Source organism: Variovorax sp. CF079, assembly GCF_900101545.1.
Lineage (GTDB): Bacteria > Pseudomonadota > Gammaproteobacteria > Burkholderiales > Burkholderiaceae_C > Variovorax.
On the sequence record NZ_FMZU01000030.1, the window covers coordinates 12,944 to 26,642 of the forward strand.

11 protein-coding genes are annotated in these 13,699 nt (G+C 68.4%); 9 read left to right on the forward strand and 2 right to left on the reverse strand.

Annotated elements, in window-relative coordinates:
* Positions 1-15 precede the first annotated feature (15 nt).
* The 5 genes from urtB to BLS74_RS30355 all read left to right on the forward strand — a co-directional run bounded on the left by urtB (position 16) and on the right by BLS74_RS30355 (position 5,328).
* A complete protein-coding gene (gene urtB, locus BLS74_RS30335) occupies positions 16-1,560 on the forward strand; it encodes an urea ABC transporter permease subunit UrtB (RefSeq protein ID WP_093111285.1) in 1,545 nt (514 codons plus the stop codon).
* Positions 1,557-2,771, forward strand: coding sequence for an urea ABC transporter permease subunit UrtC (urtC, locus tag BLS74_RS30340; RefSeq protein ID WP_093111176.1), 1,215 nt, complete (start codon positions 1,557-1,559; stop codon positions 2,769-2,771). The genes urtB and urtC overlap by 4 nt, the downstream gene beginning before the upstream one ends.
* Complete coding sequence (gene urtD, locus BLS74_RS30345) at positions 2,768-3,643, forward strand: urea ABC transporter ATP-binding protein UrtD (RefSeq protein WP_093111178.1); 876 nt, start codon at positions 2,768-2,770, stop codon at positions 3,641-3,643. The genes urtC and urtD overlap by 4 nt, the downstream gene beginning before the upstream one ends.
* Before the next feature lie 2 nt (positions 3,644-3,645).
* Complete coding sequence (gene urtE / locus BLS74_RS30350; protein ID WP_093111180.1) at positions 3,646-4,338, forward strand: urea ABC transporter ATP-binding subunit UrtE; 693 nt, start codon at positions 3,646-3,648, stop codon at positions 4,336-4,338.
* A 66-nt stretch (positions 4,339-4,404) separates the two neighbouring features.
* Complete coding sequence (locus tag BLS74_RS30355; RefSeq protein ID WP_244504089.1) at positions 4,405-5,328, forward strand: rhodanese-like domain-containing protein; 924 nt, start codon at positions 4,405-4,407, stop codon at positions 5,326-5,328.
* A gap of 3 nt (positions 5,329-5,331) precedes the next feature.
* Here BLS74_RS30355 and BLS74_RS30360 read toward each other — a convergent pair whose 3' ends face one another.
* Positions 5,332-6,579, reverse strand: a complete 1,248-nt coding sequence (locus BLS74_RS30360) for a M20/M25/M40 family metallo-hydrolase (protein WP_093111184.1) — start codon at positions 6,577-6,579, stop codon at positions 5,332-5,334.
* A 10-nt stretch (positions 6,580-6,589) separates the two neighbouring features.
* Positions 6,590-9,520 (reverse strand): FAD-dependent oxidoreductase, encoded by a 2,931-nt coding sequence (locus tag BLS74_RS30365; RefSeq protein ID WP_093111186.1) that lies wholly within the window; start codon positions 9,518-9,520, stop codon positions 6,590-6,592.
* Between the two features lie 100 nt (positions 9,521-9,620).
* Between BLS74_RS30365 and BLS74_RS30370 the strand changes: the two genes are divergently transcribed.
* The 4 genes from BLS74_RS30370 to hydA are packed head-to-tail and all read left to right on the forward strand — an operon-like array spanning position 9,621 to position 13,637.
* A complete protein-coding gene (locus BLS74_RS30370; RefSeq protein ID WP_093111188.1) occupies positions 9,621-10,517 on the forward strand; it encodes a dihydrodipicolinate synthase family protein in 897 nt (298 codons plus the stop codon).
* 59 nt (positions 10,518-10,576) lie between these two features.
* Positions 10,577-11,413 carry an ABC transporter substrate-binding protein gene (locus BLS74_RS30375; protein ID WP_093111190.1) on the forward strand — a complete coding sequence of 279 codons (837 nt, stop codon included), beginning with the start codon at positions 10,577-10,579 and terminating at the stop codon, positions 11,411-11,413.
* A gap of 36 nt (positions 11,414-11,449) precedes the next feature.
* Positions 11,450-12,169 (forward strand): amino acid ABC transporter permease, encoded by a 720-nt coding sequence (locus tag BLS74_RS30380; RefSeq protein ID WP_093111192.1) that lies wholly within the window; start codon positions 11,450-11,452, stop codon positions 12,167-12,169.
* 13 nt (positions 12,170-12,182) lie between these two features.
* A complete protein-coding gene (gene hydA, locus BLS74_RS30385) occupies positions 12,183-13,637 on the forward strand; it encodes a dihydropyrimidinase (RefSeq protein ID WP_093111194.1) in 1,455 nt (484 codons plus the stop codon).
* Positions 13,638-13,699 lie beyond the last annotated feature (62 nt).

Here is a 13,699-nt window from a genome sequence, read left to right on the forward strand (position 1 = left end):
GCGGCGGCGCTCGCGCTGCTCGCCGCCGCTCCTGCCCACGCGCTGACCGCCGACGAGGCGAAGGCCATCGCTTCGGGCGATTCCGAAAACCGCATTGCCGCGCTCAACAAGGCCGTCGCCACGGCCGACGAGAAGACTTCGGCCTTCATTCAGGCCATGGCCGACGATGCGGTCAAGTACACCGAAGACCGCGTGTTCCTCATCAGGGACGACAAGGCCTTCGACCCTGTCACCGGCGCCGAGCAGAAGCTGCCCGACAACGCCGAGGACGTGGTCAACAACAACCTGATGCGCGGCGCGCTCGATGCCGCGCAGGCCGCACTCAAGCTCACCAGCAAGGACGAAGCGGTGCGTGCCGAAGCGGCGCAGGCCCTCTTCAAGGAGCCCGACGAGTCGCGCCTCCCATTGGTCGAGAAGGCGCTGGCCGCCGAGACCAACGCCAAGATCAAGGCCCAGCTCGAACTGGTGCGCGCCGCCAGCATGCTGAGCAGCGCCGACAAGGCCAAGCGCATCGCCGCGGCCAAGGCGCTCGGCGAGAGCCGCAATCCCGACACCAAGCTGCTGCTCAACCAGCGCCTTGCCGACGAGACCGACCCCGAGGTCAAGGCCGTCATCGACGCGTCCATCCGCAGCATCGACGGCGCGCTGGTCTGGGGCGACCGCATCAACGCGATCTTCAGCGGCGTGAGCCTCGGTTCGGTGCTGCTGCTCGCCGCGCTGGGCCTCGCCATCACCTACGGGCTGATGGGCGTGATCAACATGGCGCACGGCGAGCTGATGATGATCGGCGCCTACGCCACCTACGTGATGCAGGGCATCTTCCAGCGCTACATGCCCGAGGCGGCCTTCGGCTGGTACCTGGTGGCTGCGATTCCGGTCGCCTTTCTCGCCTCGGCGCTGGTCGGCGCGGTGCTGGAACGCGGCGTGATCCGCTTCCTCTACGGCCGGCCGCTCGAGACCCTGCTCGCCACCTGGGGCATCAGCCTGATGCTGCAGCAGCTGGTGCGCTCGCTCTTCGGCGCCCAGAACGTCGGTGTCGAGAACCCGGCCTGGATGAGCGGCGGCTTCACGATGCTGAGCAACGTCACGCTGCCGTGGAACCGTATCTGCATCGTCATCTTCGCGGGGCTGGTGCTGCTGGCGATGGGCTGGCTCATCGGCAAGACGCGCCTGGGCCTGTTCGTGCGCGGCGTCACCCAGAACCGGCCGATCGCCTCCTGCATGGGCGTGAACACGGCGCGCATCGACACCTATGCCTTCGCGCTCGGCTCCGGCATCGCGGGGCTCGCGGGTTGCGCGCTCTCGCAGATCGGCAACGTCGGCCCCGACCTCGGCCAGAGCTACATCGTCGATTCCTTCATGGTGGTGGTGATGGGCGGCGTCGGCCAGCTCGCCGGCACCGTGTATGCGGCCATGGGGCTGGGCGTGCTCAACAAGTTCATCGAAGGCTGGGCCGGCGCGGTGCTCGCGAAGATTGCGGTGCTGGTCTTCATCATCATCTTCATCCAGAAGCGGCCGCAGGGCATCTTCGCAGTCAAAGGCCGGAGCGCCGAGGCATGACCCGAGTCGCACTTCCTTCCAAGGGCCCGCTCCTGAGCGGCAAGGGCTGGACCGCCTTTTTCATCGCATTGATCGCCGTCTGCGCGCTGGCGCCGGTGCTCAACCTGCTGGTGCCCGCGGGCAGCCAGCTGCACATGAGCGACTACGCGGTGGCGCTGGTCGGCAAGATCATGTGCTACGCCATCTGTGCGCTGGCCATGGACCTGATCTGGGGCTACACCGGCATCCTCTCGCTGGGCCACGGCCTTTTCTTCGCATTGGGCGGCTACATGATGGGCATGTACCTCATGCGCCAGATCGGCCGCGACGGCAACTACAAGAGCGAGCTGCCGGACTTCATGGTCTTCCTCGACTGGAAGACGCTGCCCTGGCACTGGAGCTTGAGCGACAGCTTCGTCGCCACGCTGATCCTGATCGTCGCGGTGCCGGGCCTGATCGCCTTCGTGTTCGGCTTCTTCGCCTTCCGCTCGCGCATCAAGGGTGTGTACTTCTCGATCATCACGCAGGCCATGACTTTCGCGGCGATGCTGCTGTTCTTCCGCAACGAGACCGGCTTCGGCGGCAACAACGGCTTCACCGATTTCAAGCGCATCCTCGGCGTGCCGATCGCGACGCAGGAGATGCGCATGACGCTCTTCGCGCTCACCGGCCTCACGCTGCTCGGCTTCTTCCTGTTCGCCAGGTGGCTGATCGGCAGCAAGTTCGGCCGTGTGCTGCAGGCGATTCGCGATGCCGAGTCGCGCGTGATGTTCTCGGGCTACAACCCGCTGCCCTACAAGCTCACGATCTGGGTCATCTCGGCCATCATGTGCGGCGTGGCCGGTGCGCTCTATGTGCCGCAGGTGGGCATCATCAATCCCGGCGAAATGAGCGCCGCCAACTCGATCGAGATCGCGATCTGGGCCGCGGTCGGCGGCCGCGCCACGCTGATCGGCCCGATCCTCGGCGCCTTCATCGTCAACGGTGCCAAGAGCTGGCTCACGGTGGCCTACCCGGAGTACTGGCTCTACTTCCTGGGTGCACTTTTCATTGCTGTCACGCTGTTCCTGCCGAACGGCATCGTGGGCTTGGTCAAGAAATGGGCGGCCAGGGAGAAGGCGCCGGCGAGCGAAGGCCGGCGCGAGGCGCAACGTGCCATGGCTGCGGAGCAGGGCGTCGAGCCCTCTGCGCTCGCGCCGCTGGTGGTGGAAGCGAAGGGAGCCCGCGCATGACGCCCGATCTGATGGAAGCGGGCGCGCAGCGCATCGCGCGGCACGGCCACGGCGACCGCGCCAGCCTGACCGAATCGGGCGGCCGCGAAGCCGGCTACGGTCGCCATGCGACGGCGGGCGAGGTCGACATCACGCACGGCCGCATCCTCTACCTCGAGGACGTGAGCGTGAGCTTCGACGGCTTCAAGGCCATCAACAAGCTCACTCTCGACATCGCGCCGGGCGAGCTGCGCTGCATCATCGGCCCCAACGGCGCCGGCAAGACCACGATGATGGACATCGTCACCGGCAAGACCCGGCCCGACGAAGGCACCGTCTTCTTCGGCAGCACCATCGACCTGCTGCGCCACAAGGAAGCCGAGATCGCGCAGCTCGGCATCGGCCGCAAGTTCCAGAAGCCGACCGTGTTCGAGCACCTCACCGTGTTCGAGAACCTCGAGCTTGCGCTCAAGACCGACAAGGGCGTGAAGGCCTCGATGCTGTTCAAGCTCGATTCGGCGCAGAGCGACCGGCTGGCCGAGGTGCTGCACACCATCCATCTCGAAGGCAGCGTGCTGCGCCTGGCGGGCAACCTGAGCCACGGGCAGAAGCAGTGGCTCGAGATCGGCATGCTGCTGATGCAGGATCCGAAGCTGCTGCTGCTGGATGAGCCGGTGGCGGGCATGACCGACGAGGAGACCGCGCGCACCGCCGAGCTCTTCCTCAAGCTCAAGGGCCAGCACTCGCTGATGGTGGTGGAGCACGACATGAGCTTCATCCGCACCATCTCCGAGATTGTGACCGTGCTGTGCGACGGCTCGGTGCTGGCGCAGGGGACGCTGGACGAGGTGCAGGCGGACGAGCGCGTCATTGAGGTCTATCTGGGAAGGTGACCATGCTTTCAGTCAAGAATATCCACCAGTACTACGGCGGCTCCCACATCCTTCGCGATGTGAGCTTCGAAGCCCACGCTGGCAAGGTCACCGTGCTGCTCGGCCGCAACGGCGTCGGCAAGACCACGCTGCTCAAGTCGCTGATGGGCCTGGTCCCGATCAAGAGCGGCAGCATCGAGTTCGACGGCGCGCCTATCCACAAGAAGACGCCCTACGACCGCGCCCGTGCCGGCATGGGCTTCGTGCCGCAGGGCCGCGAGATCTTCGCGCGGCTCACGGTCGAGGAGAACCTGCGCATGGGCCTGGCCTACAGGCCGGGCTCGACGCCGGTGCCGCCCGAACTCTACGAAGTCTTCCCGGTGCTCAAGCAGATGCTCAACCGCCGCGGCGGCGATCTCTCGGGCGGGCAGCAGCAGCAGCTCGCGATCGCGCGCGCGCTCGCGCCCAACCCGAAGCTCCTGATCCTCGATGAGCCGACCGAAGGCATCCAGCCCAGCATCATCAAGGACATCGGCCGCGTGATCCGCATGCTGGCCGAGCGCGGCGACATGGCCATCGTGCTGTGCGAGCAGTACTACGACTTCGCGCAGGACCTGGCCGACGACTACCTCGTGATGGAGCGCGGCGAAGTGATCGCGCGCGGTCTCGGCAAGGACATGGAAGCGCAGGGTGTGCGCCAGCTGGTCGCGATCTGAGTGCGCCCGCGGGCCGGCCGCGCCCGTTGGCGGTACGCTCCGGGCATGCAGGAATTGATAGCTCTGATGGTCGACCACGCGATCGCCGTGGTGTTCCTCGTGAGCTTCGCGGCCCGCGTCGGGCTGCCGGTGCCGGCAGCGCCGGTGCTGGTGGTGGCCGGCGGATTGGCGGCCGTGGCGGAGCCGGCCCTCCTCGCAACCATGGTGCTGGCCGCGGTGCTCGCCAACGTGCTGGGCGACGGCGTCTGGTTCTATACCGGCCGCACCTACGGCTACCGCTTCATGCGCCTGCTCTGCAAGATCTCGATCTCGCCGGACTCCTGCGTGCGGCGCAGCGAAACGCTGATCGGCCGCTGGGGTGGCATGTCGCTGGTGGCTGCCAAGTTCGTGCCCGGCGTCTCGGTGGTGGCGCCGCCGATGGCGGGTGCGCTGGGCATGTCGACGCCGCGCTTCCTCGCCTTCGAGACGGCGGCCGCGCTGCTGTGGGCCGGCGTGTTCCTGGGCCTGGGCTGGCTGTTTCGCGAGCAGATCCAGGCGGTGCTCGATGCCCTGGCCAATGCCGGCAGCGTCGCGACCGCGGCGCTGGTGATCGTGCTGGCCGCCATGCTGGCGCTGCGCTGGTGGCGCCGTCGCGCCATGCTGCGCATCACCAGCATGCCGCGCGCCACCATCGACGAACTGTTTGCCCTGATGGAAGGCGAGGCGCCGCCGATCGTGGTCGACGTGCGCGGCGAGGCCGGCATCCAGGTCGATCCGCGACGCATCCCGGGCGCGCTGCCGATCCCGCTGAAGGCGCTGCAGCAGCGGCGAGCGGACCTGCCCTTCGAGGACAGGGGGCGCGAGATCATCCTGTACTGCAGCTGCCCCAACGAGGTGTCGGCCGCGTTGGCCGCGCAGGCCTTGATGGCGCGCGGCTTCGTGCGCGCGCGGCCGCTGGCCGGCGGACTCGAAGCCTGGGTGGAGGCCGGGCGGCCGACCACGCAGCACTGAAATTCAGGGGGCCAGCAGCCGCAGCAGGGTGTTGGCGACCACCAGCGTCGCCTTGTGCAGTTCGTCCAGCGGAACGCGCTCGTCGGCGCGGTGGCCGTTGGCTTCGAGCAGCGTCTGCGGGCCGGCGCCGTACATCACGGTGGGGATGCCGGCCTCGCTGTAGAGGCGCGCATCGGTATAGAGCGGCACGCCGATCGGCGTCACCGGCTTGCCCATCACGGCGGCGGCCTCGCGGCACACGAGATCGGCCAGCGCCTGGGCGCCGGGCGCCGGTGCGAACGGCCGGGCCAGCAGGATCTGCCTGATCTCGACCGAGATGCCCGGCAGCGCGCGGCAGGCGTCCTCGATCACGCTGCGCAGCTCGGCCTCCGCGGCTTCGGGCACTTCCTCCGGAACGATGCGCCGGTCGATTCGCAAGCTCAGCGTGTCGGCGACCACGTTGGTGTTGATGCCGCCGTCGATGAGGCCGACCACCATCGTCGGATGCGTGATGCCGGGTGTTTGCGAAGGCCGGCCGGCGAGTGCATCGCGGTAGCGGTAGAGCGCGGGCAGGAGCGTCGCCGCGGCCTCGATGGCATCGTGGCCGGTGTCGGGGCGCGCGGCATGGGCCGACTTGCCGCGCACCGTCACCTCGAGGTGCAGGCAGCCGTTGTGGGCCACCACCACGTGGTGCGAGAAGGCTGCCGAGAGCACGTAGTCGGGACGACTCAGGCCTTGCGAAAGAATCCAGCCCGGCCCGGTCATGCCGCCGGTTTCCTCGTCGTAGGTGAAGTGCAGTTCGACCGTGCCGGCCAGCGGCATGCCGGATGCGTGCAGCTGCTTCAGCGCGCGCAGGGCAAAGGCATAGGTCGTGAAGTCGGACTTCGATACCGCTGCACCGCGGCCGTAGAGCCAGCCGTCCCGCACTTCGCCGCCATAAGGGTCGACGCTCCAGCCCGAGCCCGGCGGCACGACGTCGCCGTGGGCGTTGAGCGCCACCACGGGACCGTCGCCGAAGCGTTCGCGCACGATCAGGTTGGTGATGCTTCGCATGCCGTGCGCCGCTGCGAATTCGGCCGGCACCGTATGCCTTTCGACCTCGAAATCCATGGCCTCGAGCAGGCGGGCCGTGAGCTCCGCATGCGGCGCGCAGTCGCCGGGCGGATTGTCGGAAGGGCATTGCACCAGTTGCGCGAGCGTGCGCACCTGCCCGTCGAAATGCGTGTCGATGAACTGGCGCAGTGTGTCGCGCGCGGAAGAAGAGTCGGTCATGGTGGGGAGGTCAGAGAAAACGGTCGATGCGAAACGGGGTGATGTCGATCTCGGTGCGGCCGTGCACGATCAGCTCGGTGACGAGGCGCGCAACGACGGGCGCCAGCGTGTAGCCGTTGGAGCTGACGGCGTTGTAGAAGCCGGGCACGCCGGGCACCTCGCCGAGGATCGGCGCGCCGTCGATGTTGACGTTCATGCCGGCCCAGCAGCGCACCATGTGCAGACCGCTCACGGCGGGCAGCACCCGGCGCGCCACCCACAGGCTGCCCTCGATGCTGGCGCGCTCGGCGCGGTTCAGGCGCATGCCTTCGTGGAAGGCAGCGGTCCAGCCGCCGCCGATGATGAGTCCGCCGCTGGCCGCCTGCTTGAGGCTCAGGTGCCGGTCGGCATGCGCGATCAGGTGGTCCACCAGCGGCGGCGCCGGCTCGGTGACGATCATCTGCAGCGGCGCGCCCTTGACGGGGATCTTCACGCCCAGCATGTCGCCGACGGTGCTCGACCAGGCGCCGCTCGCGTTGACGATGCGGCCCGCATGAATGGTGCCGCGCGAGGTGTGGACCGTGAAGCCGGCGCCATCGCCGGGCAGCCGCTCGATGTCCTGCACGTTGCAGCCGCGCAGCATGCGCGCGCCTTGCTGTTGCGCGCGCGTCGCCACCGCATAGGTCGCGCGCAGCGGGTTGATCTTGCCTTCCATCGGGCACAGTTCCGCACCCAGCAGCTGTTCCGAAAGCGCGGGCGAGAGCCGCCGCAGTTCGGCGCCGTCGATCACCTGCGCATCGATGCCATGGCTGCGCTCCAGCGCGGCCTTGGCGTCGATGAAGCGCATGCCGGCCACGCTGTCGGCCACCATCAGGCCGCCGGTGATCTTGATCTCGAGGTCCTCGCCGCAGTCGGCCTCGATCTGCTGCCAGAGGCGCACCGACATCGGCCCGAGCGGCAACGTGGCCGCGGCCGGGCCGCCGCCTTCCTGTGCCTTGGCGCCGAAGTCGAAGGACAGCAGCTGCACGTGCAGGCTGCCCGCGTTGGCGCCGGAGGCCTGCAGGTTGATGTCGTCGCGCTCCACCACCGTCACGTCCCGGCCGGCCTTCGACAGGTAGTAGCCGAGGCACGATCCGAGCACGCCGGCGCCGATCACCAGCACCTCGGTGTGCAGCGGCGCGAATGGCGCGTGCTCCACGGGCCGGGCGAGGTTGGGGGTGATGGCAGGCTTATGGCCGCCCCATTCGGGCTTCTCGAAGCCCAGCGCACCGGCCGGCACCGGCTTGGCCGGCGGGCGTGGCGCGAAGTACTGCTCGACCTCGGGCGGCCGCCCCGTCAGCTCGCTCACGAGCTTCGCGGCGGTCACTGCGCAGTAGCGGCCCTGGCAGCGGCCCATGCCCAGGCGCGTGTTGCGCTTGAGTGCGGCCAGTGTGTCGCGGCCGGCGCGGATTTGTTCGCGCACCGAGCCGAAAGTGATTTCCTCGCAGCGGCACAGCAGCGTGTCGTCGGGTGTCGTGGACAGCGAGACCGGTGGTGCCTGGTAGAGCGACCACAGCGCCTGCTGGAAGCGCTCGGCCTTCCGCAATTGGCCGAGCTCCTTGCGCGGCTCAGGCGCGGGCAGGTTGAGGTTGCGTGCTGCCGCCGTGCCGGCCAGGGTGCCGCGTGCCAGAGCGACGCGTGAGCCGCCCATGTCGGCGCCGTCGCCCACGACGAACACGCCGGGCAGGCTGGTGGCGCCGTCTTCGCGCGTCACCGTGGCGAGGTAGCCGAGATGGCGATCCACCGCGCGGTGTTCGCAGCCCAGCATGCGTGCGAGCTCGGTGGAGGGAATGAAGCCGTAGCCCAGGCACAGCGTGTCGGCCTCGAAGCGCAGCGTCGCCGATTGCCCGTCGATCGCCGCGGCCTGCACGGCGCGCAGTTCGTCCTCGCCTTCGGCTGAGACCACCGCGTGGCCCCACAACAATGGAACGCGATGGGCGCGCAGTTGTCGCATGTAGCGCCAGCCATCGCGCAGCAGATCGGGTGCGGTGCGCGCGGCCGTCCACAGTTGCCGCCATTGGGCCAGGGAAGGGCGCATGGCCGATTCGAGCACCGCGACGACCTCGGCGCCGCCGGCCAGCAACTCCGCGGCCAGCTGCAGGTTGAGCGGCCCGTTGCCCGCAATCACCACCCGCTGGCCCGGCGCCACGCGGTAGGCCCGCGCCAGCGTCTGGGCGGCGCCGGTGCTCATCACGCCCGGCAGCGCCCAGCCGGGAAAAGGCACCGGGCGCTCGTAGGCGCCGGGTGCGATCACGAGCTGCCTGCAGCCGATGACGGTCGCGTGCCCGTCGATCAGCGCGCCGACCTGCTGCGGCGAGAACGCCGCCCATACCTGCGCGCCTTGCTGCACCGTGACGCCGGCGGCGCGCACCTGCTGTTCGAGCGCGAGGCCTTGCGCGAACTGGCGATCGGGCGGCGCGGCCGCCTGGTGGGACGGCGCCAGCGGCTTGTAGAACTGGCCGCCTGACTGAAGGCGCTCGTCGAGCACCAGCACCTCGGCCCCGGCCCGCCGCGCCGCGAGCGCCGCCGACAGGCCCGCCGGCCCGGCGCCGATCACCAGCAGGTCGACCTGCCGGCTTGCCGGCTCGGGGGCTGCTTCGGGCGCGAGCGGGCGCAGCGGATCCGCCGGCGTTCCCGCCGGCATGGCGGAGCGCACCTGCTGGCCCTCGGCCACCTTGGTGAGGCAGGCGCGCTGGCTGGCTTGGCCATCCACCGTCACCAGGCAATCGAAGCAGGCGCCCATGCCGCAGTACAGGCCGCGGCGCTCGCCGCCGCGGGTATGGCGCAGCTGCCGGATGCCGCCGGCGGCCAGGGCGGCGGCGATCGTTTCGCCCTCCAGGCCGTCGATGGGCCGGCCGTCGTACCAAAAGCGCACGGGGCGCCCGCTGGCGGTGATGGAGGGGTGGGTCAGTCTGGCGCTCATTGCAGATCGAAGCAAAAAACCGCATTGACGCGATTCAATGTATACGTATACTACACGTATACATATACTTCGTCATTCGATTTTCACCGAGGACCGAGCAATGACAGCGTTCCGAGGCACCTATACGGTGCTCATCACCCCCATGACCGCCGACGGCAAGCACGTGGACGTGCCGGCACTGAAGAAGCTGGTCGACTGGCAGATCGAGGAGGGCATCCATGGGCTCATCCCCTTGGGAAGCACCGGCGAATTCCTGTCGCTGACGGCCGAAGAGCGGCAGTTGGTGATCGAAACCTGCGTGAGCACGGCAGCAAAACGCGTGCCCGTGCTGATCGGCACCGGCGCGGAGTGGACCGACGAGTGCGTGCGGCTGAGCCGCGAGGCCGAGACCATGGGCGCCGACGGCGTCATGATCATTCCGCCCTTCTACAGCACGCCCACCGACGACGAGCTGTTCGCGCACTACCGCAAGGTGGGCGAGGCGATCGGCATTCCGATCATGGTCTACAACAATCCGGCCACGGCCAACGTCGACCTCAAGCCCGAGTTGGTGGCGCGGCTCTCGCGCATCGACAACTGCAAGTACATCAAGGAGTCGACGCTCGAGGTCACGCGCGTGCGCGACATCATCGAACTCTGCGGCGACCGCATGACGGTGTTCGCCGGCATCCTCGGCTACGAGTCCTTCTGGCTTGGCGCGCAGGGTTGGGTGGCGGTGTGCTCCAACCTGATCCCGAAGATGTCGGCGCGCCTGTTCGAGCTGGTCGCCGACGAGAGCGACATGCCTGCCGCGCTTGCGCTCTACAAGAAGATGCTGCCGATCGTGCGCTGGGTCGGTGGCCACCGCTACGTCGCCGCCTCCAAGGACGGCCTCTCGATGATGGGCCTGCCGGTCGGCAAGCCCCGCGCGCCGCGCCTGCCGCTGCCCGAGGCCGACGCGGTCGACCTGCGGCGCGCGCTCGACCAGCTCGGCCTGCTCGACTCGATCCGCGCCTGAGCGCCTTTGCCGCCCCGGTTCCCCTTTCTCGTCTCGTCCATCTCCTGAAGGAATCCATCATGAAATTGCTTCCCGCTCTCGCATCGGCAACGGCTCTCTTCGTCTTCGGCATGGGCGGGGTTCAAGCCCAGGCCCAGGCCTGCAAGTCGCCGGTGCCCGACTCGGCGCTGGTCAAGAAAGGCACGCTGGTGATGTCGGTCAACCCGACGCTGCCGCCGATGCAGTTCGTCGACCAGTCCGGCGCGCTCAAGGGCATGCGCGTGGAGCTCGGCGAAGCCATCGCCAAGCGCCTGTGCCTTACGCCCGAATACGTACGCATCGAGTTCTCGGCCATGATCCCGGGCCTGCAGGCCGGCCGCTGGGACGTCATCAACACCGGCATCTTCTACACCGAGGAGCGCGCCAAGCTGATGCAGATGCTGCAGTACGAAGACCAGGCCATCAGCATCAGCACGGCCAAGGGCAACCCGCTGAAGATTGCCAAGCCCGACGACCTCTCCGGCAAGAGCATCGGCGTGGAGATCGGCGGCTTCGAGGAGCGCAAGGCGCGCGAGCTCGACAAGCAGCTCACCGACAAGGGCATGAAGGGCATGACCATCCGCACCTTCGAGAACTTCGCGATGGCCTTCCAGGCGCTGCGCGCGGGCCAGGTCGAGGTGGCGCTGTCGATCGACTCCACCGGCGCCGAGTACCAGAAGCGCGGCGATTTCGACCGCGTGCTCAACGGCCTGTTCCCGACGCCGGTGGCGCTGGCCACGCGCAACAAGGAACTTGCGGTCGCGATGGCCAAGGCGCTCAACGACATGAAGGCCGACGGCAGCTTCCAGAAGCTCTTCGACCAGTACGGCGTGAAGGCGATCGACGGCGCCGTGACCGTCAAGGGGCCCGCGAGCTGATCGCGCCGCGGTCCCTGAGTACACGAAGGAAAGTCCATGGGACAAGGCTGGAACTGGTCGGGGTTCGCCGACTACCTGTTCAATCCGTACATCCTGAGCGGCGCCGTGACCACGCTGTGGCTCACGCTCGCCGCGATCGCCGGCGGGCTGGTCGTCGGATGCGCGCTGGCCTTGGCCAGGCTCTCCAGCCAGCGCTGGCTGGCCGGGCCGGCGCACTTCTACATCTGGGTGTTCCGCGGCACGCCGCTCCTGGTGCAGCTGATCATCATCTACACCGGCCTGCCGCAGCTCGGGCTCAAGCTTTCGGTGATCGAGTCGGCGCTGCTCGGGCTGATCCTCAACGAAGCGGCCTATCTCGCGGAGATCATTCGCGGCGGCATCCAGTCGGTGCCGGTGGGCCAGACCAACGCGGCGCGCGCGGTCGGTTTCAGCAACGCGCAGACCATGCGCTACATCGTCATGCCGCAGGCCATGCGGCTCATCATCCCGACGCTGGGCAACAGCATCAACGGCCTGCTCAAGACCACTTCGATCACCTCGGTGATCTCGATGGAGGAGCTGCTGCGCCGCACGCAGGTGCTGATCCAGGAGAAGTTCATGGTGCTCGAGCTCTTCCTCGTCGCCGCCATCTACTACCTGCTGATGACCACCGCCTGGGACTTCGTGCAGCGCCGCATCGAGCGCCACTACGGCCGCGCCTACGGCAACGCGAGCGCGCCGGTCGTGGCTGTGGACGTCGTGCTCGAGCAGCGCTAGCCGGAGATTCATCATGAGCAGCTACGACCTGATCCTTCGCAACGCCGACATCGCCACCGTCGGCGACCGCTACCGCGCCGACATCGGCGTGCGCGACGGCCGCATCTGCGCCATCGCGCAAGGGCTAGACGCCAGCGCCGCGCGCGAGATCGATGCGGCCGGGCGCCTGGTCACGCCCGGCGGCGTCGACGGCCATTGCCACTTCGACCAGCCGACCAGCGACGGCTCGCGCTTCGCCGACGACTTCTTCACCGGCACGCGCTCCGCGGCCTGCGGCGGCACCACCACCGTGCTGCCCTTCGCGGCCCAGCAGAAGGGGCGCAGCATCCAGGAAGCGGTCGACGACTACCACCGGCGCGCCGAGGGCAAGGCGGTGATCGACTACGCCTTCCACCTGATCGTCGCCGACGCCACCAAGGACGTGACGCAGCGCGAACTCCCCGCGTTGATCGAGAAGGGCTACACCTCCTTCAAGATCTACATGACCTACGACGATCTGAAGCTGAACGACCGGCAGATCATCGAGGTGCTCGCGGCCGCGCGCCGGCATGGCGCGATGACCATGATCCATGCCGAGAACAGCGACTGCATCGCCTGGCTCACCGAGCAGCTGCTCGATGCCGGCCTCACGGCCCCGCGCTACCACGGCAGCTCGCGGCCGATGGCGGTGGAGCGCGAGGCCACGCACCGGGCCATCGCGCTGGCCGAGCTGGTCGACACGCCGATCCTGATCGTGCACGTGTCGGGCCGCGAAGCGGTCGAGCAGATCCACTGGGCGCGCGGGCGCGGCCTGCCGATCCACGCGGAGACCTGCCCGCAGTACCTGTTCCTGAGCGCCGAGGATCTGGGCATCGATCCCGACGACCCGATGCACGGCGCGCGCTGCATCTGCAGCCCGCCGCCGCGCGACAAGGCCAATCAGCAGTTCATCTGGAACGGGCTCGCGAGCGGGCTTTTCACGATCTTCTCGTCCGACCACGCACCCTTCAACATGAACGGCGCCGACGGCAAGCGCGTGGCCGGCGACCAGCCTGCCTTCGACCGCATCCCCAACGGCATTCCGGGCGTGGAGACGCGCCTGCCGCTGCTGATGAGCGAAGGCGTGCTCGCGGGCCGCATCGACATCCATCGCTTCGTCGAACTCACCGCCACCAACCCGGCGCGCCTCTATGGCCTGTACCCGAAGAAGGGAACGATCGCGGTCGGCAGCGATGCCGACTTCGTGGTGTGGGACGTCTTCGCCTCGGGACAGGAGAAGCGGATCTCCAACGACATGCTCCATCACGCGGCCGACTACACGCCCTACGAAGGGATGAAGCTGCGCGCCTGGCCCGGCGTCACCGTTTCGCGCGGGCGCGTGGTCTGGCAGGACGGCGTGTTCTCGGCCGAGGCCGGCTCGGGCCGCTTCCAGCCCTGCCTGCGGCCGCGCGCGCCGAACGACGGCAACCCGTTGGACAAGTGGCTGTGAGGATAGCGGCCCTCGCAATGCCGGCCTGATAAGCTTTTCCCCGTCCCCTCGTGGAAATCGCC

Coding starts and splice junctions, on each gene's coding strand:
- urtE (WP_093111180.1), top strand. CDS start 3,646: ATGCTTTCAGTCAAGAATATCCACCAGTACTACGGCGGCTCCCACATC.
- BLS74_RS30375 (WP_093111190.1), top strand. CDS start 10,577: ATGAAATTGCTTCCCGCTCTCGCATCGGCAACGGCTCTCTTCGTCTTC.
- BLS74_RS30355 (WP_244504089.1), top strand. CDS start 4,405: ATGGTCGACCACGCGATCGCCGTGGTGTTCCTCGTGAGCTTCGCGGCC.
- BLS74_RS30370 (WP_093111188.1), top strand. CDS start 9,621: ATGACAGCGTTCCGAGGCACCTATACGGTGCTCATCACCCCCATGACC.
- BLS74_RS30380 (WP_093111192.1), top strand. CDS start 11,450: ATGGGACAAGGCTGGAACTGGTCGGGGTTCGCCGACTACCTGTTCAAT.
- urtD (WP_093111178.1), top strand. CDS start 2,768: ATGACGCCCGATCTGATGGAAGCGGGCGCGCAGCGCATCGCGCGGCAC.
- BLS74_RS30360 (WP_093111184.1), bottom strand. CDS start 6,579: ATGACCGACTCTTCTTCCGCGCGCGACACACTGCGCCAGTTCATCGAC.
- hydA (WP_093111194.1), top strand. CDS start 12,183: ATGAGCAGCTACGACCTGATCCTTCGCAACGCCGACATCGCCACCGTC.
- urtC (WP_093111176.1), top strand. CDS start 1,557: ATGACCCGAGTCGCACTTCCTTCCAAGGGCCCGCTCCTGAGCGGCAAG.
- BLS74_RS30365 (WP_093111186.1), bottom strand. CDS start 9,520: ATGAGCGCCAGACTGACCCACCCCTCCATCACCGCCAGCGGGCGCCCC.